At 72.4% G+C, this 17422-nt stretch carries 18 protein-coding genes; 8 read left to right on the top strand and 10 right to left on the bottom strand.

Annotation, left to right across the window (positions count from 1 at the left end; all coding sequences use genetic code 11):
- Positions 1–125 precede the first annotated feature (125 nt).
- The 5 genes from pstC to mshD form a co-directional block, all read right to left on the bottom strand.
- Positions 126–1088 carry a phosphate ABC transporter permease subunit PstC gene (pstC, locus tag ACT3SP_RS11080; RefSeq protein WP_444587344.1) on the bottom strand — a complete coding sequence of 321 codons (963 nt, stop codon included), beginning with the start codon at positions 1086–1088 and terminating at the stop codon, positions 126–128.
- 110 nt (positions 1089–1198) lie between these two features.
- Positions 1199–2344 (bottom strand): phosphate ABC transporter substrate-binding protein PstS, encoded by a 1146-nt coding sequence (gene pstS, locus ACT3SP_RS11075; RefSeq protein ID WP_444587343.1) that lies wholly within the window; start codon positions 2342–2344, stop codon positions 1199–1201.
- Positions 2345–2771: 427 nt separating this feature from the next.
- Entirely contained in the window at positions 2772–3449 is a 678-nt protein-coding gene (locus ACT3SP_RS11070) for a DUF4190 domain-containing protein (RefSeq protein WP_444587342.1), read from the bottom strand.
- Positions 3450–3633: 184 nt separating this feature from the next.
- Entirely contained in the window at positions 3634–4578 is a 945-nt protein-coding gene (locus ACT3SP_RS11065; RefSeq protein ID WP_444587341.1) for an NUDIX hydrolase, read from the bottom strand.
- 3 nt (positions 4579–4581) lie between these two features.
- The gene (gene mshD / locus ACT3SP_RS11060) at positions 4582–5484 is read right to left on the bottom strand and encodes a mycothiol synthase (protein WP_444587340.1); all 903 of its coding nucleotides are present in this window, start codon (positions 5482–5484) and stop codon (positions 4582–4584) included.
- Between the two features lie 171 nt (positions 5485–5655).
- On the opposite strand from mshD, the gene ACT3SP_RS11055 reads away from it, so the two are divergent.
- The 6 genes from ACT3SP_RS11055 to ACT3SP_RS11030 all read left to right on the top strand — a co-directional run bounded on the left by ACT3SP_RS11055 (position 5656) and on the right by ACT3SP_RS11030 (position 10814).
- Positions 5656–6405 (top strand): hypothetical protein, encoded by a 750-nt coding sequence (locus ACT3SP_RS11055; RefSeq protein ID WP_444587339.1) that lies wholly within the window; start codon positions 5656–5658, stop codon positions 6403–6405.
- Between the two features lie 279 nt (positions 6406–6684).
- Positions 6685–7317 (top strand): FABP family protein, encoded by a 633-nt coding sequence (locus ACT3SP_RS11050; protein ID WP_444587338.1) that lies wholly within the window; start codon positions 6685–6687, stop codon positions 7315–7317.
- Complete coding sequence (ygfZ, locus tag ACT3SP_RS11045) at positions 7310–8431, top strand: CAF17-like 4Fe-4S cluster assembly/insertion protein YgfZ (protein WP_444587337.1); 1122 nt, start codon at positions 7310–7312, stop codon at positions 8429–8431. Before ACT3SP_RS11050 ends, ygfZ begins: the two co-directional genes overlap by 8 nt.
- 202 nt (positions 8432–8633) lie before the next feature.
- Positions 8634–9068 (top strand): hypothetical protein, encoded by a 435-nt coding sequence (locus ACT3SP_RS11040; RefSeq protein WP_444587336.1) that lies wholly within the window; start codon positions 8634–8636, stop codon positions 9066–9068.
- Positions 9065–10405: an FUSC family protein gene (locus ACT3SP_RS11035; RefSeq protein WP_444587335.1), complete on the top strand. Its 1341-nt coding sequence runs from the start codon at positions 9065–9067 to the stop codon at positions 10403–10405. Before ACT3SP_RS11040 ends, ACT3SP_RS11035 begins: the two co-directional genes overlap by 4 nt.
- 91 nt (positions 10406–10496) lie before the next feature.
- Entirely contained in the window at positions 10497–10814 is a 318-nt protein-coding gene (locus ACT3SP_RS11030) for a DUF2516 family protein (RefSeq protein ID WP_444587334.1), read from the top strand.
- A 77-nt stretch (positions 10815–10891) separates the two neighbouring features.
- On the opposite strand, the gene fbaA is transcribed toward ACT3SP_RS11030, so the two are convergent.
- The 3 genes from fbaA to ACT3SP_RS11015 form a co-directional block, all read right to left on the bottom strand.
- On the bottom strand, positions 10892–11920 hold the full coding sequence (gene fbaA, locus ACT3SP_RS11025; RefSeq protein WP_444587333.1) for a class II fructose-bisphosphate aldolase: 1029 nt from the start codon (positions 11918–11920) through the stop codon (positions 10892–10894).
- Between the two features lie 251 nt (positions 11921–12171).
- Positions 12172–12879, bottom strand: coding sequence for a TrmH family RNA methyltransferase (locus ACT3SP_RS11020; RefSeq protein ID WP_444587332.1), 708 nt, complete (start codon positions 12877–12879; stop codon positions 12172–12174).
- Positions 12876–13586: a DedA family protein gene (locus tag ACT3SP_RS11015; RefSeq protein ID WP_444587331.1), complete on the bottom strand. Its 711-nt coding sequence runs from the start codon at positions 13584–13586 to the stop codon at positions 12876–12878. Before ACT3SP_RS11015 ends, ACT3SP_RS11020 begins: the two co-directional genes overlap by 4 nt.
- A gap of 190 nt (positions 13587–13776) precedes the next feature.
- Between ACT3SP_RS11015 and ypfJ the strand changes: the two genes are divergently transcribed.
- Entirely contained in the window at positions 13777–14700 is a 924-nt protein-coding gene (ypfJ, locus tag ACT3SP_RS11010; RefSeq protein ID WP_444587330.1) for a KPN_02809 family neutral zinc metallopeptidase, read from the top strand.
- Positions 14701–14706: 6 nt separating this feature from the next.
- On the opposite strand, the gene ACT3SP_RS11005 is transcribed toward ypfJ, so the two are convergent.
- Together ACT3SP_RS11005 and ACT3SP_RS11000 are read right to left on the bottom strand one after the other, a co-directional pair.
- The gene (locus tag ACT3SP_RS11005) at positions 14707–15306 is read right to left on the bottom strand and encodes an orotate phosphoribosyltransferase (RefSeq protein ID WP_444587329.1); all 600 of its coding nucleotides are present in this window, start codon (positions 15304–15306) and stop codon (positions 14707–14709) included.
- Between the two features lie 28 nt (positions 15307–15334).
- Complete coding sequence (locus ACT3SP_RS11000; protein ID WP_444587328.1) at positions 15335–16183, bottom strand: SDR family NAD(P)-dependent oxidoreductase; 849 nt, start codon at positions 16181–16183, stop codon at positions 15335–15337.
- Positions 16184–16248: 65 nt separating this feature from the next.
- On the opposite strand from ACT3SP_RS11000, the gene ACT3SP_RS10995 reads away from it, so the two are divergent.
- The gene (locus ACT3SP_RS10995) at positions 16249–17049 is read left to right on the top strand and encodes an exodeoxyribonuclease III (RefSeq protein WP_444587327.1); all 801 of its coding nucleotides are present in this window, start codon (positions 16249–16251) and stop codon (positions 17047–17049) included.
- The last annotated feature ends 373 nt before the right edge of the window (positions 17050–17422 follow it).

Genomic DNA, 17422 nt, shown 5'->3' with positions numbered 1-17422 from the left:
GCCACGGCCACCAGCAGCCCGGCCAGGCCGGTGAGCACGAGGTGGAACCAGGGCAGTCGTCGCTCGTCGGTCGAGCGGAACGAGGGGGTCGTCTGCAGGGACGTCGGGGAGCTCATGGGGACCTCTCAGCTCTGGGGGCCGCTGCGGGCGACGATCCACCGGGCGATGGCGTTGATGATGAAGGTCAGCACGAACAGCACCAGGCCGGTGAAGATGAGCAGGGACATCTCGACGCCGGAGGCCTCCGCCTGCTTGGAGGCGATGTTCGCGGCGATCGACTGGTGGCGCCCCACCTCCAGGATGTGGAGGGAGAAGGTGGCGCCGGGGGCGAGGATCATGAGCACGGCCATGGTCTCGCCCAGCGCCCGGCCGAGCCCGAGCATCGAGGCGGCGACGACGCCTCCCCGCCCGAACGGCAGCACGACGGTGCGGATGGTCTCCCAGCGGGTTGCGCCGAGGGCGAGTGCCGCCTCCTCCTGCAGGCGCGGGGTCTGCAGGAACACCTCCCGCGAGACCGCGGTGATGATCGGCAGCACCATCACGGCCAGCACCACGGAGGCGGAGGCGAGGTTGCGCATGGGCGCGGTGGGATCGCCGCCGAACAGCGGGATCCAGCCGAGGTAGCTGTTGAGGATGACGTACAGCGGCTCGAGCTTGGGGACCAGCCAGATGCCGCCCCAGAGGCCGTAGACGACCGAGGGGACCGCGGCCAGCAGGTCGATCATGTAGCCGAGCCCGGCGGCCATCCGGCGCGGCGCGAAGTGGGAGATGAACAGGGCGATCCCGATCGCGATCGGGATGGCGATCACCAGGGCGATCGCCGCGGCGAGCACGGTGCCGAAGACCAGCGGGAGGGTGGTCTCCAGGAGCGAGAAGCCTCCGCTGCCCGAGAACTCGCTGCTGGCCATCACGGCCGGCATCGACTCCGTGGTGAGGAAGATGGCCACTGCGGCGAGAGTGAGGAAGATGAGCAGGCCCGAGCCGATGCTCAGGGCGGAGAAGATCGAGTCGCCGAAGCGGCGGCCGCTGGTCGCCATCGTGCGGGGAGGTGCCGTCGACGCGTCCGACTCGACGTCAGTGCTGCTCATAGGGGCCTTCCTGAGAGCTCACGGGACTGGATGGGGGCGGGGTGCTCGTCCGCGGCGAGGCCGCCGGGCCGTGAGAGGTCCGGCGGCACGCCGTGGTGCGGGTGGCAGGATCAGCCGACGGTGATGCCGTCGACGGCCGCCTGGGCCTCGGTGCGCAGCTCGTCCGAGATCGGCGCGGAGCCGGCGTTCTCGAGCCCGGCCTGCTGCCCCTCCTCCGAGATGATGTAGGAGGCGTAGGCCTTGACCGCCTCGCCCTCGGCGGAATCGGCGTAGGAGCCGCACAGCGCGAGGTAGGAGATGAGCACGATCGGGTAGACGTCGGACTCGGTGGTGGTGCGGTCCAGCTCCACGACGATGTCGTTGTCCTCGCGACCCTCCTCGCGGGGGGAGACGTCCACGGCCTTGGCCGCGGCGTCGGCGCTGTACTCGACGAAGTCCTCGCCCACCTGGATCGCGGCGGTGCCGAGGTTGCCGGCCTGGGAGGCGTCGGCGTAGCCGATGGTGCCGTTGCCGCCCTCGACGGTGGAGATCATGCCGGAGGTGCCGTCGCCGGACTGGCCGCCGTCGAGGGGCCAGGTCTCGACCGGGCCGTGGGACCAGGCGTCGGAGGCGGTCTCGGAGAGGTACTCGGTGAAGTTCTCGGTGGTGCCGGAGTCGTCGGAGCGGTGGACGGGCACGATCGCGAGATCGGGGAGGTCCGCGTCCGGGTTGTGCTCGGCGATCGCCTCGTCGTTCCAGTTCGTGATGTCGCCGGCGAAGATCCCGCCGATGACCTCGGGGGTGAGGTTCAGCGACTCGACGCCCTCGATGTTGAACACGACCGCGATCGGGGAGATGTAGACGGGCAGGTCGAAGGCCTGCTCGTCGTTGCACACCTCGGTGGAGGCGGCGAGCTCCTCCTCGTCCAGCGCCGAGTCGGTGCCGGCGAACTTCACCTGGCCGGAGAGGAACTGCTCGCGGCCGGTGCCGGAGCCGGTGGGGTCGTAGGTGACGGTGAGCTCGCCGCCCTCGGCGCCCACGAGGCCCATGAAGGACTCGGTCCACGCGGTCTGGGCGTTCTGCATGGAGGAGGCGCCGGCGCCGGCGAGGTTGCCGGTGAGGCTCTCGTACCCGCCGGATGCCGCCGCGGCGCCGCCGTCGTCGGAGCCGGAGCCGGAAGCGGCGCCGTCCGCACCGCCGCCGCAGGCGGTCAGGGCGAGGCCGCCGATGAGTCCGAGCGCGGCGAGCGAGACGAGCTTGTTCTTTCGAACGTTCACTGCGAGTCCTTTCGGGGCCGGGGGCCCGGGGAGCATGTCCATCAGGAAGGTCTGACAGCGGGGACGCTAAGGAGGGCAGATGACGCCCCGCCCGCTCGGCAGTGAACGGCAGGTGAACTCCCCGCGCTCTCGCATGAACACGCAGGTGGACAGGGGTATGGCGGTTTCCCGACGGTGGTCACGACTGGGTCACGCCGTGGCGTGCGCCACCGGCAGGACGGCGCGCGCGGCCGACGGGCCCGCGGGCCGGAACAGCGGGCGGGCTCAGGGGGCCGACGTGCTCAGCGAGCCGGCACGGCGGGCGGGCTCAGGGGGCCGACGTGCTCAGCGAGCCGGCACGGCGGGAGAGCTCAGCGGGCCGACGAGCTCAGCAGGAGCGGGCCCGGCAGGCGGGCACTCAACTGGTGGGGACTCAGCTGGTGGGGACTCAGTAGGTGGGGGCGGAGACGGCCACGATGATGCCGAGCACGATGTACAGCACCACGAGCGCCAGCGGGATCAGACCGATGAGCGAGGTGACCAGGCCGGCGATCGCCAGGCCTCGGCCGCTCTTCGGCGTGGTCGCCGCGGGACCGGTCTCCTTCATGCCCACGGCGGAGAAGAAGATCCCGAAAGGAGAGGTGACGCCCCCGCACATGATGAGGCCCAGCAGACCCAGCACGAATCCCGCGACCGCGGAGCTCGAGCTCGGCGGCGGCATGTAGGGGCCGTAGCCGGGCGGTGCGACACCGTACGGACCGGGGGCGAGCTGAGCGGGCGAGTACTGACCGGACGAGTACTGGCCGGCACCCTGCTGCCCGGTGCCGTACGGGTCGTGGGGAGGCGGCGGGGACGCCTCGACGGAGGAGCTGAAGGTGGGGCCGAAGCCGTCGGCGTCCAGCGGATCGGTCGCGTACGGGTCGCTTCCCCCGGGGCCCACGGCATAGGGATCCGCGCCGTACGGGTCCTCGGGGCCGTGCTCGCGGGGCGCGAACGGGTCGCGGCCGCCCAGCGCGTCGTCCCCTGGCCCGTATCCGTCGGCCGCATACCTGTCGGCCGCGTACCCGTCGGCGCCGTCGCGGTCGCCGCCGTAGTAGTCCGGCAGGCCCCCGTGTCCTGTGCTCATCCTCGTCGTCCCCTTCCCCTGCCCCCGCGCGATGACGCGTGCTGCGACGTCGTGCGCTGCGCTGTCCTGTGCTGCAGGGTCGTGTGCTGCATCGTCCTGCGCTTCATTGTCCCGCGCTTCATTGTCCTGTGCCGCGTCGTCCTGTGCTGCATTGTCCCGTGCCGCGATGCGTCCCGGGCCGCGCTCAGCCGATGTTGGGCAGATGTCGCTCGATGGCGACCACCCGCCCTGCCGCGGTGGTGTGCAGGAGCAGCGCCTCTCCCGCGGCGAGGAACGGATCCTGTCGCGGCAGCTCGAGCGCCGCACCGTGCTGCGCCACAGCGCGCACCGACTCGATGACGGTGGGCAGCACCGGACGGTGCGTGCACACCACCGTGGGCCGCGCCTGCGCGAGCACCCGGTCGATCACTGCGGCGGTGCGCGAGGGATGCTCGGCGTGCCCGGCCTCGGTGAGCGCGTCCTTGGTGCGCACCTTCAGCCCCTCGATCCGTGCCAGCGGTTCGACCGTGGCGCGGCATCGCTCCCAGGGACTGCTCACCACGCTGGCCGGGTCGAAGGCGTCCAGCAGCGGCGGCAGCGCCTGGGCCTGCTTCCGCCCCTTCTTGTTCAGGGGGCGGGACTTCTCCCCCTTGCGCCACTTCGACCGCGACAGGGCGGCGCCGTGGCGCTGGATGATGATCGGCACCGTCGCCAGCTCCTCCGCGTCCAGGTAGCGGCGCAGGGCCACCAGCGGCACCTGATCGCTCTGGCGGGTGACCAGCCGCTCGGCCTCGTCGAGGCCGACCCAGCGGGTCTCGTCGATCTCCTTGGGGTTCTTCGGCCCGGGTCCGACCTTCGCCCGCACGGTCGCGGTCCAGTACTGCACGATCTTGGTGCGCCCGTCGGGCAGCAGGTACACCGAGGCGGGGAGCGGCCGGTGCAGGCGCACCCGGCAGCCCGTCTCCTCGGCGACCTCCCGCACCGCCGCGGCGGGGAAGGTCTCGCCCTTGTCCAGCTTCCCCTTCGGGATCGACCAGTCGTCGTAGCGCGGCCGATGCACCAGCAGCACCTGGATGCCGTCGCCCCTCTCGCGCCACGCGAGCGCACCGGCGGCGAGCACGGGCGGCGGCTTCCCGGGAGCGACGTGCACCGATCAGCCCTCTCCGGTAGCGCGCATCTGCACGTCCCGGCCCGAGACGGCGAAGCCGAGGGTCTCGTACAGGCGCAGCGCCGCGGTGTTGTCGGCCTCGACGTAGAGCTCGACGCCGGGGACGCCGGCCTCCTGCAGCCGCACGAGGGACGCGGCCATGAGCGTGCCGCCCACGCCCAGGCCCTGCACGGACGGATCGGTGGCGACGACGTAGATCTCCGCGTCCGCGTCCACGTCCCCGGGGCGCTCCCGCTTGACCCAGACGAAGCCGACCAGCTCCTCCTCCCGCAGGGCGACCATCATGTCCTCGGCGTCGAACCAGGGCTGGGCGAGGCGCTGGTCCAGGTCCGCGCGGGTCAGCGCCCCCTGCTCGGGGTGATCGGCGAAGGCCGCGGCGTTGACCTCCACCCAGCGCTCCGCATCGCGGGCGGGATCGAAGGCGGCCAGCCGGAGCCCCTCCGGCGGCGTCGGCGACGCGGTCGGCACCGGGTCCGTGCCGCCCAGGTCGCGGCGCAGGGTCAGCAGCCGACGGGTCTCCACGAGACCGGCCCCGGCGAGGAAGGCGAGGGAGCCCTCGAGGGCTCCGTGGGCCCAGATCCCGGCGTCCGGCCGCTCCTCGAGGGCGGCGCGCAGCAGGGCGGTGCCGTGGCCGTTGCGCCGGTGACCGGGCCGGACCATGCCCTGCACGGTCCCGTCGGACAGCACGCTGGCATAGCCGATCAGCGCACCCTCCGTCGGGCCGGCGCCCGCCGGCGCCTCGAGCAGCAGATGCCGGGCGTCCCGGCTCTCGAGCGCGAGGGTGGCCGCCTCGTCCAGGGGGGACACGCCGTCGTGCGCGGTGGCGGTCGCGAGCAGGTCGAGGATCGCCTCGCGCCGGATCGGCGACAGAGCAGCCGTCGTGATCATGGGGTCCTTCCGGGGGCTCTGCGAGAGGTGCGGCGGACGTGCGATGCGCGACCGCACGGAGGATCCGGGTGCGCCGTCACCAGCGGGCACTCGTAGACTGCCACTGTAGCGCCCGACGGACATGCTCCGTCGATGCGGCCCGAGACCGGATTCGACAGCGAGGGAGGCCCCGTGACCGTCCCCGAGCGCGCTCCCCTCGGCGCCGCCCTCGCGCTGCTGCTGGCCGTGGTCTCGCTCACAGGCCCCCTCTCCCCCGTGCTGATGGCGATGGCCGTCGCGCTGATGGTGCTGCTGCTCGGCATCGCCTGGCCGGACCTCCTCGAGCTGCCCTCGCCCGTCGGAACCCGCGTGGTGGTCGTCGGCACCGGCCTCATCGGCGCCCTGCTCACCGTGCTCGGTCCCGAGCGCTTCACCGCTCTCTCCGGCGTGGTGATGGTGTGCGCGACGGGCGTCTTCGCCGCCTTCGTGCACCAGATGATCCGGGCCGAACGGCGAGAGCTGACCGAGTCGCTCACCGGGACCGTCGCGGGCGTCTTCGTCACCGGCATCGCCGCCTGCTGGGTGCTCGCCCAGACGGGCGCGGTCGCCGCCGGCTCCACGGGCGTGGTGACCGCGGTCGCCGCCGGCCTCGCCGCCACCCTGCTGCTGAACTCGACCCCCCTGCCCTCGTTGCCCCGCTTCGCGGTCTCGGCGCTCGCGGGCCTCGCGGTGACCGCCGCGCTCGCCGCCGCCCTCGCGGGGCTGTGGTGGCCGGTGGCCGCGGCCGTGGGACTGGTCACCGCGATCGGCGCGAGCTGCGCGCACCTGCTGACCGGCTCCTCCCTGGTCGCCAAGGAGCCCGTCCCCTCGCTCGCCGTGGCCGCGGTGCCGGTGGCCACCGTCGGCGTGGTCGCCCATCTCGTGGTGGTGCTGCTGCCCTGAGCGCAGTCGGCGGCGATGCCTGCGGAGCCCGTCGGCGACGAGCGCCGGCGGGAGGCGCCGGAGAGGCGCGCCGAAAGGGGGCGCCGGCACGCCGGTCGGCGCGTGCGGTGAGGCCGTGCACGCCGCCCCTGCCGGGTCCCGCGGAACGATAGACTTCCCCCATGACCCCCTTGTCCCTGTTCTTCATCGCCCTCGTCATCCTGGTGGGCCTCGGCACCCTCGCCTTCGCCGTCCTGGTGCTGACCCGGCTCTTCGACCGCTGAGCGACCTGCGGCACCGATGCCCATCACGCTCGACACCTCCCTCCCGGAGTCCCTGTACCCCCTGGCCTGGCTGATCGGCAGCTGGGAGGGCAGCGGAGCTCTCACCGCGACCGAGCCGGGCGCCGCGGACGCCCGCATCGAGCAGCAGCTGGTCTGCACCGCCCGCGAGGACGGCGCCCTGGACTGGCGCTCGACGATCCACCGCGTCGACGCCCCCGCACCGCTGCCGCCCACCAGCGTCTTCGCCCGCGAGGACGCCCCGCCGCAGTCCCCCACCGGCAGCGGCGAGCGCAGCCTGCTGCATCGCGAGGACGGCGTCTGGAGCGTCGGCGAGCCGCTGCCGGGACAGGACCGTGCGGCGGCCGCCGCCGCGGCGCCGGGGACGCCCGCGAGCTACCTGTCCCACCATCTCGACGCCCGCCTGGAGCGGCGCGGGGAGGCGGAGGAGACCTGGTCCGGCGAGGTGCGCGGGCCCCGCGTCCAGCTCGCCCTCGCCGGCGACGACGGGCGGGTGGGCGCGACCCGCATGATCGGCTACGTGAGCGGACGGCTGATGTGGCTGTGGGAGCGCCGCACCCCGGTCGCCGACGGCGCCCCCGGCGAGACCGCCCTGTCCCCGTACCTCTCCCTGGAGCTGCACCGTGCCTGAGACCGATCGTGCCCTTCGCCCCCTGCTGCGCGACGGCGCAGTGCTCGGGGAGGGCCCCGATGCGGCGGTCCCCGTCCACTACGGCGCCCCGCTGCGCGAGCAGCGCCACCTGCTGGACGGCACCGCCGTGGTGGATCTCGGACAGTTCGAGCTGCTCGAGGTGCGCGGAGCGGACGCCCGCAGCTGGATGACCACCGTCACCACCCAGGTGCTGGCCGCCACCCCCGTCGGCTCCTCCGCCTCGCTCGCCGTGCTCTCCCCGCAGGGCCGCGTCGAGCACATGGCCTCCGCCGTGGTGCTGGACGAGGAGGCGCTGCTGCTGATCCTCGACGCCGGCGCGCGCGCCGGGATGCGCCGCTACCTGGAGATGATGCGCTTCGCCGCCCGGGTCGAGCTGATCGATCGCGACGACCTGCGGGTCCTCGGCGCGCTCTCCCCCGCCGCCGAGGTGCTCCCGCAGCTGGGCCTTCCCGCGCCCGTGGCCGTCTGGTCCGAGCCGTGGCCGCAGGTCGCCGAGGGCGGCGTCGCCTACGGCCCCGACCCCGAGGACCCGGTGGGCGCCGTGCTCACCGTCTGCGACACGGCCTCCCTCGAGGCGCTGCCGTGGCGGCCGGAGCACCTGGCGGGGATGAGCTCCTGGGAGGCGCTGCGGATCGCCGACCACCGCGCCCGCTCCGTGCGCGAGGTCGACGAGCGCAGCATCCCGCACGAGCTCGACCTGCTGCGCACCTCCGTGCACACCACCAAGGGCTGCTACCGCGGGCAGGAGACGGTCGCCAAGGTGCTGAACCTCGGCCAGCCCCCGCGGCGCCTGGTCATGCTCCACCTCGACGGCTCGCAGGACATCCCCGTCGCCGCGGGCGGCGAGGTGCGCCTGGGCGGCAGCGAGGGGAAGGTCGTCGGCGCCGTCACCTCCGCCGCTCTGCACGTCGACCTGGGCCCCATCGCGCTGGCCGTCGTGCGCCGTGCGGTGCCGCTGGATGCGGCGCTGTCCGTGCAGGTGCCCGTCGGGGAGGCGGGCGGGGAGAGCACCGCGGTATGGATCGACGCCGCCCAGGAGCCGATCGTGCTGCCCCGGGACCACGGCGCACGCCCGGCGACCCCCAAGCTCTGAGCGGCGCCGCCCGGGCGCCCGGCTCCGAGCCGGACGGTGTGCCAGCGGCGGTGTGACGGCAGACGGGTGACGACGGACGGGCGACGGCGGGCGGCCGTCCCGGGCCCGACGGGCCGTCTCCACGGCGCCCTCACCGATCCCGCACCGCACTCCTACTGCGTCCGGGCTGTGCCCCGGACGCCGACCTGGAACAATGGTCACCATGAGAGCTGAGGGCGACCAGCAGGACTGGACCCGGCACCGACGTGAGGTGTTCGAGGCCAAGGAGCAGGCGCTGCATGCCGCTCGCGAGGCGGAGCACGAGCAGGCCACCGCGATGATCCGCGAGGCCGTCACCCGGTTCCGCGAGGCCGGGATCCCGCCCGTGCCGCTGCGCGCCCGCCCCTTCCGCGGCGGGGGCACCATCCGCACCGGTCTCGAGGGCTGGTACCTCAAGCAGGACCGCTCGCTCGCGGTCGACGCCGAGGGCCGCTACTACGTGCTGCGGGTCGACGGCGGGCTCCTCTCCCGCCTGCGCGGCGCCACCCCCGCGCCCCGTCATGCCCCGCTGGTGGTGGGGCGCGGCGCCCGGGACGGCGACACCTTCGGCCTCGACGAGCTGCTGGAGATGCGCCTGCAGGACCCGGTGGCGGCATGAGCGCGAGGAAGGCGCGCGCCGCACGCCCCGACAAGCACACCGAGCACACCCCGCTGACCTCGACGGCCGCGATCCCGGTGATCGACAAGGTGCGCGACGCCGTGCACGACCGGGTCCAGGAAGGCATGTCCCGAGGCCGCGGGGACCTGCTCACGGTGGGGCGGGCCGCGATCGCCGCGAGCCTCGCATACCTGGTCAGCGGCATCGTGTGGAACCACGAGTTCCCCTTCTTCTCCGCGATCGTGGCGTTCATCATCATCGGCTTCGGCATCGAGAAGAAGATGCGCAAGATCGTCGAGATGTCCTGCGGGGTGATGCTCGGGGTGCTGTTCGGCGAGCTCGCCCGCGCCACGATCGGCTCGGGCACCTGGCAGATCCTGGTGGTGGTGTTCATCGCCGGGATGGCCGCCCGGCTCATCGACTCCAGCAACCTCTTCGGGTTCCAGCTGACCATCCAGTCGCTGCTGGTGATGATCATGCCGGTCACCCCCGCCATGACCCCCGGAGGGCGGGTGCTGGACGCCATCACCGGCGTCACCATCGCCGTGATCGTCCACCTGCTGCTCTCCGGGGACCCGCGCCGCCTGCAGAGCCGTGCGGCGGCCTCGTTCTACCGGGAGCTCGAGAGCACCCTGGTCAATCTCGCGCTCTCGGCCCGCAGCGGGGACCGGGGCGTCGCGCAGGCGGCGCTGCGCAACGTCCGCGAGGTCTCGCAGAAGTACACCGACGAATGGAAGCTCGCCAACGACGTCGCCAACGAGATGGCGACCTTCTCCCCCACCGGGCTGCGCCACGCCGAGGACGTGGACCGCCTGCAGCACCTGCTGGTCGGCTCCGACCGGGCCATGCGCAACGTGCGGGTGATCGCCCGGCGTCAGGCGGAGTTCCTCGACGCGGTGCGCGGGGACGCGCACTCGACGCTCGCCGACGCCCTGCTGGCCGCGCGGGACGCGGTCCAGGAGCTGAGCACGGCCGTCTCCCACGAGGAGGTCGACTTCACCCGTGCCCGGCGGAAGCTGCGGCTGTACGGCTCCTACCTGTCCCCGGAGATGCTGATGCGCAACGACGAGGGGATGCGCCCGGGCCGGGCCGGGCACTTCGAGGGCGTGACCCTGACGATCCAGCTGCGCTCCCTGGCGATCGATCTGCTGCAGGCCACGGGGCTCACCGCCGCCGAGGCGAAGCAGTTCCTGCCCAGCCTGGTGGTCGCCGCCGACGGCGATGCGATCGGCCCCCGCCCGATGACGATGGAGATGCGCGCGCTCGAGCCGCCGGCCACCACCGAGGCGCTCGAGCTGCTGATCACCGACCGCTCGGACCCCGACCGCCGGCGCTGAGCGGCGCCCGCACCGCCGACACCTCGCCACGCCCCCGCCCCGCACAGCGAGGGTCCGGGATCCGTCCAGCCGTTCCCCGTATCCTGACCGGATGATCGCCCTCATCCAGACGTGGATCTTCCTCCTGATCGCCCTCGCCCTGCTGGCGGTCGAGATCTGGGCGCTCGTGAACGCCCTGCGCTTCCGCGCCGACGCCTACGTGGCCGCCGGAAAGCGCACCAAGGTGTTCTGGGGCGCGCTGACCGGCGTCTCCGTGCTGCTGGGGTTCCTGTCGATCCCGTATCCCGTGGGGCGCGGCAGCTCGATGCTGTTCATGATCGCCGGCGTGATCATCGCGGGCATCTTCCTGGCCGACGTCCTGCCCGCCCTCAAGCAGGTCATGGGCCGCGCCCAGCGCAACCGCAGGTGACCCTCCGCTGATCCACGCGACGGGGCCCGGAGCAGATCTGCTCCGGGCCCCGCCGTACGCCGGTCAGGCGCTGTCGATCAGCTCATGTGCGTGCCCGCGGAACGGAGGTTCTGCGCGGCCTCGACGAGGCGGGCCGCCATGCCGGCCTCGGCCTTCTTGCCCCAGGCGCGGGGGTCGTAGGCCTTCTTGTTGCCGACCTCGCCGTCGATCTTCAGCACACCGTCGTAGTTCTCGAACATGTGCGAGACCGCGGGGCGGGTGAAGGCGTACTGGGTGTCGGTGTCGATGTTCATCTTGATGACGCCGTTGTCCACGGCCTCGCCGATCTCCTCCAGGGTGGAGCCGGATCCGCCGTGCATCACCAGGTCGAACGGCATGTCCTTGCCGTACTCGGCGCCGACGGCCTTCTGGATGTCCAGCAGCACCGAGGGGCGCAGCTTGACGTTGCCCGGCTTGTACACGCCGTGCACGTTGCCGAAGGTGAGGGCGGTGAGGTAGCGGCCCCGCTCGCCCAGGCCCAGCTTCTTGGCGGTCTTCAGGCCGTCCTCCGGGGTGGAGAACAGCTTGTCGTTGGAGACGTCCGCCTCCACGCCGTCCTCCTCGCCGCCGACGACGCCGACCTCGATCTCGAGGATCTTCTTCGCGGCGACGGACTTCTCGAGCAGCTTCTCGGCGATCTCGAGGTTCTCGTCGACCGGCACGGCGGAGCCGTCCCACATGTGGGACTGGAACAGCGGATCCAGGCCCTTGCTCACGCGGTTCTCGAGGTCCCACTCGATGAGGGGCTCGACCCAGGTGGGCAGGACCTCCTTGGCGCAGTGGTCGGTGTGCAGCGCGACGGTGATCGGGTAGTTCTTCGCGACGGCGTGCACGTACTCGGCCAGCGCGATCGAGCCGGCGACACGGTCCTTGATGGTGGAGCCGGAGAGGTACTCGGCACCGCCGAAGGACACCTGGATGATGCCGTCGGAGCCCGCCTCGGCGAAGCCCTGCAGGGCAGCGGTGGCCGTCTGCGAGCTGGAGACGTTGACGGCGGGGTAGGCGAACTTGCCGGCCTTGGCCCGGTCGATCATCTCTGCGTACTGATCCGGGGTTGCGACTGCCATGAGGCATTCTCCTTCGCTGAAGCGACGTGATGACGACCGTCGGCGCGGGGCGCGCAGCGCACGGTCGTCCTATCCCGCCCATTGTCCCATAGGGCACCTCCATGCCGACCGGGGCCCTCACCCCGTGGGAACCGCCTCGAGGACGGCCCCGGGAACACCCCTGAGGACGTCGCCGGGAGCGCCGAGCGGAGCATCGCCCGGAGCCGTGCCGGGAGAGCTCGAGCGCTCCGCCCGCGCAGGCCCGACCGCGCTCAGCGCAGCGGTCCCCCGGGGATCTCGGCGTGCTGGAGGATCCAGCTGTGCATCGCGATCGCGGCCGCCGCGGCGACGTTGATCGAGCGGGTCGAGCCGAACTGCGTGATGCCCACGACGAGGTCCGCGGCCGCGAGGATCTCCGCGCTCACGCCCGGTCCCTCCTGGCCCACGACCAGCAGCGCATCGCGCGGCAGAGCGGTGCGCTCGATCGGCAGCGCCCCCTCGACCAGGTCGATCACCACCAGCGGCCTGCCGTGCTCCCGCGCCCAGTCGATCAGGTGCGCGGCATCGGGATGGTGGATCTCGTGCTGGTAGCGGTCGGTGACCATCGCGCCGCGACGGTTCCAGCGACGTCGGCCCACGATGTGGAAGGCGCCGACGGCGAAGGCGTTGGCGGTGCGCACCACGGAGCCGATGTTCGCGTCGTGCTCGAGGTTCTCGATCGCGACGTGGAGGTCGTGGCGGCGGCTGTCGAGCTCGGCGACGATCGCCGCGCGCCGCCAGTAGCGGAAGCGGTCCTCGACGTTGCGCCGGTCGCCGTGGGCGAGCAGCTCGGGATCCAGGCGCTCGTCCTCGGGCCAGGGCCGGGGGTGGGGACCGACGCCGACGGCGCGCCCGTCGGCCGCGCGTCCCTCCTGCTCTCGCCCCTCGGGCTCTGGTCCCTCGGCCGCCTGCGCGGGCGGGAGCTGGTCGTCGGCCGTCACCGGTTCTCGGTCCCCGGGTCGCGTGCCTGGCCCTGCTCCTCCTCGCGCCCCGGCTCGAGGTCGCGGCGGTACTTCTCGTCCGGGTCGGGCAGACCCTGCGCACGGCGCGTCCTCTCGCGCCGGATCAGCTGCACCGCGAACCACAGCACGACCAGCCCGATGAGCACGTAGACCACGGTGGAGAAGAGGTCGGTGTAGGGCTCGATGACCGTCCAGTTGCTGCCCATGACGTAGCCGATGGTCAGGAAGACGCTGTTCCAGATCGCGCTGCCGGCCGCGGTGAGCAGGGTGAACGTGCCGATCGGCATCGCATACAGGCCGGCCGGGATCGAGATCAGGGAGCGGATTCCCGGCACCATGCGCCCGAAGAAGATCGCCTTGCGGCCGTGCTCGTCCATGAAGGCGACCGTCTTGTCGTAGTCCTCGACATGCACCAGCGGAAGCCGGAGGAAGAGGGTGCGCAGGCGCTCGGGGCCCAGCAGCCGACCGAGTCCGTAGAGCATCCAGGCCCCCGCGAGCGACCCGGCGACCGAGGCCAGCAGCATCACCCAGTACGACTGGTGCGGACCCGCGGCGGTGACCCCGGCCAGCGGCAGGATCACCTCGGAGGGGATCGGAGGGAAGATGTTCTCGAGGAAGATCAGCACGAGGACACCGAGGGCGCCGAGGGCGTCCATGGTCCCGACCGCCCAGTCGACGATGTTCATGCAGGGTCTCCTCGCAGGGTGCGGGTCGGGAGCGGACGGCCCGTCGGCACCGGCGCGATGCGCGGTCCCGTCCGCGGCCAATGCTAGGGGCTGGGGACGCTCTCCACGGTGACCTGACGGTCACCTCCCCCACACCTTCACCATCACCGTTCCACCTGCTCACAGTGCTGGTCCGGTCTATTCTGTGCGCATGACGTTCAATCCGAAGGCGGAGATCCGCTCCGAGAACGTCTCCGCGGCGGGAGGCGGGGGCGGCTTCCGGCCGCGCGGCGGCGGTCGGGGCGGGGGCGGTCTGAAGCTCGGCGGCGCGGGCGGCTGTCTGCTGCTGGTGGTCGTGCTGGTCTACGCGCTGCTGGGCGGCAATCCGCTGGACCTGCTCGGCGGCTCCTCGACGCAGCGGGGCCCGGTGGCCGAGGGCGGCTCGCTGGATCACTGCCTGTCGGGCGCCGACGCGAACGAGCAGGACGACTGCCTGGTGCAGGCCACGATCGAGTCCGGGGACTCGCTGTGGGCGCAGCTCGCCCCCGAGGAGGGCGTGGACTTCGTCGAGCCCCAGGGGCGCGTGTTCAGCGATTCGGTGCAGACGGGATGCGGCGCGGCCACGGCCGACGTCGGCCCCTTCTACTGCCCGGCGGACGCCACGATCTACGTCGACGTGGACTTCTTCGACTCCCTCTCCGGCCAGTACGGCGCCGACGACGGGCAGCTGGCGAAGATGTACGTGGTCGCCCATGAGTACGGCCATCACATCCAGCAGCTCGCCGGGACGATGCAGAGCGCGGACCGCTCGGAGACCGGCCCGCAGTCCGACGCGGTGCGGCTCGAGCTGCAGGCCGACTGCTACGCCGGGGTGTGGGCGCACCACGCCGCGAACACGGTCGACGACCACGGCAACGCGATGCTCTCCCCGCTGAGCGAGGACGACATCGCCTCGGCGCTCTCCGCGGCGAGCGCCGTGGGCGACGACCACATCCAGGGCGAGGTCGCCGGGGGGCAGGTGCAGCCGGAGAGCTGGACCCACGGCTCCTCCGAGCAGCGCCGGCACTGGTTCACCACCGGCTACGAGCAGGGCACCGTGGCCGCCTGCGACACCTTCGCGGCCGACGAGGTGTGACCCGGCTCAGATCTCCAGCTCGGAGATGTCGTAGGCGGCGAGGTAGCGGTACCCGGCGGCCTCGACGGCCTCGCGGGAGGCGTCCGAGCGGTGCACGATCACGGCGACGGCGGCGATGTCCGCCCCCTCCTCGGCGAGGGCCTCGCAGGCCGTCAGCACGCTGCCGCCGGTGGTGGAGGTGTCCTCGACCGCGACCACGCGACGACCGGCGACGTCCGGCCCCTCGATGCGGCGCTGCAGGCCGTGGGCCTTGTTGGCCTTGCGCACCACGAAGGCGTCGAGCCCGTCGATCTCCCCGTCGGCCGCCGAGGCGTGCAGGATCGAGGTGGCCACCGGGTCCGCGCCGAGGGTCAGGCCGCCCACCGCCTCGACGCCGGGGAGGAGCCCTTCCCGGCGCAGCAGGTCGATCATGATCCGTCCCACCAGCGGGGACGCCTCGTGATGGAGGGTGATGCGGCGCAGGTCGACGTAGTGGTCGGCCTCGGCGCCCGAGGAGAGGACCACGTGACCGCGCACCACGGCGAGGTCGCGGATCAGGACGCGCAGGCGCTCGCGCGCCTCGTCGATCGGGGGGGACGGGACGGGATCAGTGCTGGTGCCGGACATGGCGCCAGGGTAATCGACCAGGGCCGGCTCAGTCCTCGCCGTCCCGCTGCCAGGGGGCGTGGAGGTTCCGTCGCGAGGCCCGGCGTCGGGAGCGCTGCACGGAGCGGGCCTGCAGGCGGCGGTACCAGTTCGGCGAGGTCATCGCCCGCACCAGCGACCTCGGTGCGATGCGGGAGAACTCCCCGGCGGTGCGGTACTTCACCGACGGGATCGACAGCACGGCGCCCTTGGCGGTGTCCTTGAGCGCCTGCTCCACGACGTACGGCGCCTTGAGCCAGGTGATCCGCGGCAGCCCGTCCATGGACATCGAGGCCCGCTCGTGGAACTCGGTCTGCACGAAGCCGGGCAGCAGGGCGGTGGCCGTGACGCCGGTGCCCTTGAGCTCCATCGCGAGGGACTCGGTGAAGACGGTGACCCAGCTCTTGGACGCCGCGTAGGGGCCGGCGGTGGTGTAGCCCGCGAGGGAGCTGACGTTGAGGATCGCACCGCGGCGGCGCTGGACCATGGTACGGGCGGCGGCGTGGGAGAGCACCAGGACGGCGCGCATCAGGGTGTCCATCTGCTTGACGTGATCCTCGACCCCGACCTCGAGGAAGCCGCCGCGCAGCCCGTACCCGGCGTTGTTGACCAGCAGCTCGATCCGTTCGACGGGGTCGGTGAGCCGGATCGCGACCCGCTCGACCTGCGCAGGCTCCGAGAGATCGGCGGGGAGCACCTCGACCTCGACCTGGTGGACGTCGCGGATCTGCTCCGCGACGGCCCGCAGTCGATCCTCGTCGCGGGAGACCAGGACGAGGTGGTGCCCTGTCCCGGCCAGCTGCCAGGCGAACTCCAGGCCGAGGCCCGAGGTGGAACCGGTGACGAGTGCGCGCGCCATGGCGAGAGTTTACGACGGTCCGGGCGAGTGGGTGCGCACCGACGGTCCGCCGTAGGATCGTGTCCATGCGCATCGCGACCTGGAACATCAATTCGCTGCGAGCCCGGATGGATCGGGTGCTCGCCTTCCTCGAGCGGCACGACGTGGACGTGCTCGCCCTGCAGGAGATCAAGGCCAAGCCCCAGCAGCTGGATCTCGGCGCGCTCGAGGCGGCCGGCTACGAGGTCGCCGCGCACGGGCTGAACCAGTGGAACGGGGTCGCGCTGATCTCGCGCGTCGGCCTCACCGACGTGCGCACCGAGCTGCCCGCCGCACCCACCTGGCCGGAGGACGGGACCGGCGTGGTCGAGGCGCGGGCCCTGGGCGGCGTGGTGGGCGACCGCCTGCGGATCTGGTCGCTGTACGTGCCCAACGGCCGCGAGCTGGACCATCCGCACTACGGGTACAAGCTGCGCTGGCTCGAGACGCTGCGCGCCGAGGGCGCGCGGGAGCTGGCCGACGATCCGTCGGCCCGGGCCGTGCTGGTGGGCGACTTCAACGTCGCCCCGCAGGACGAGGACGTGTGGGACATGGAGTTCTTCGAGGGGAAGACCCATGTCACCGAACCGGAGCGCGCGGCCTTCCGCGCCGTCGTCGACGAGGGCTTCGCCGATGTGGTGCGCGGCGACCATCCCGGCCCGGGCGTCTACACCTACTGGGACTACCAGGCGCTGCGCTTCCCGAAGAAGGAGGGGATGAGGATCGACTTCGTGCTCGGCTCCCCCGCCGTGCAGTCCGCCGTGACCGGCTCGTTCATCGACCGCGAGGAGCGCAAGGGCAAGGGCGCCTCGGACCACGCACCGGTCGTGGTGGACCTGGATCTCTGAGCCGGACGGCACCGGGCCGGGCCGCACGGGGCCGGACAGCACCGGGCCGCCGGGCCGGGCCGGCGCACTCCGGACATGATGGAGCGGCGTCGCGATCTCTCGCGGCGCCGCTCCGGACGAGCCATCTGCATCGGGATCAGGCGTACACGTGGTGTAGCTGCGGTGGCGCTTTCGACGCCTCACAGCCGGTCCGTTGCGGGGACCAGTCGTACGTGGGTTCCGATGCCGGTATTCGTCGTTGTGCAGATCACACTACGCGCATCATGAGAGGCGCGCAAGGACCTGTGGAGCGCTGACCGTTCCTCCACAGCGGGGGCTTGTCCACCGCCGACGGGGGTGGGCTGTCGGCGGCCGCGGAATCTGCCCACGATGG

The organism is Brachybacterium sp. AOP43-C2-M15, assembly GCF_052446295.1.
In the GTDB taxonomy this organism is placed as follows: Bacteria; Actinomycetota; Actinomycetes; order Actinomycetales; family Dermabacteraceae; genus Brachybacterium.
Note: the sequence above shows the minus strand (reverse complement) of the source record. Positions and strands in the feature narration are given on the sequence as shown.

Bases quoted from the DNA above. Each gene is read 5' to 3' on its own strand.
- pstC (WP_444587344.1), bottom strand. From the start codon at position 1,088: ATGAGCAGCACTGACGTCGAGTCGGACGCGTCGACGGCACCTCCCCGC.
- ACT3SP_RS11070 (WP_444587342.1), bottom strand. From the start codon at position 3,449: ATGAGCACAGGACACGGGGGCCTGCCGGACTACTACGGCGGCGACCGC.
- mshD (WP_444587340.1), bottom strand. From the start codon at position 5,484: ATGATCACGACGGCTGCTCTGTCGCCGATCCGGCGCGAGGCGATCCTC.
- ACT3SP_RS11050 (WP_444587338.1), top strand. From the start codon at position 6,685: ATGCCCATCACGCTCGACACCTCCCTCCCGGAGTCCCTGTACCCCCTG.
- ACT3SP_RS11040 (WP_444587336.1), top strand. From the start codon at position 8,634: ATGAGAGCTGAGGGCGACCAGCAGGACTGGACCCGGCACCGACGTGAG.
- ACT3SP_RS11035 (WP_444587335.1), top strand. From the start codon at position 9,065: ATGAGCGCGAGGAAGGCGCGCGCCGCACGCCCCGACAAGCACACCGAG.
- ACT3SP_RS11030 (WP_444587334.1), top strand. From the start codon at position 10,497: ATGATCGCCCTCATCCAGACGTGGATCTTCCTCCTGATCGCCCTCGCC.
- fbaA (WP_444587333.1), bottom strand. From the start codon at position 11,920: ATGGCAGTCGCAACCCCGGATCAGTACGCAGAGATGATCGACCGGGCC.
- ACT3SP_RS11015 (WP_444587331.1), bottom strand. From the start codon at position 13,586: ATGAACATCGTCGACTGGGCGGTCGGGACCATGGACGCCCTCGGCGCC.
- ypfJ (WP_444587330.1), top strand. From the start codon at position 13,777: ATGACGTTCAATCCGAAGGCGGAGATCCGCTCCGAGAACGTCTCCGCG.
- ACT3SP_RS11005 (WP_444587329.1), bottom strand. From the start codon at position 15,306: ATGTCCGGCACCAGCACTGATCCCGTCCCGTCCCCCCCGATCGACGAG.
- ACT3SP_RS11000 (WP_444587328.1), bottom strand. From the start codon at position 16,183: ATGGCGCGCGCACTCGTCACCGGTTCCACCTCGGGCCTCGGCCTGGAG.
- ACT3SP_RS10995 (WP_444587327.1), top strand. From the start codon at position 16,249: ATGCGCATCGCGACCTGGAACATCAATTCGCTGCGAGCCCGGATGGAT.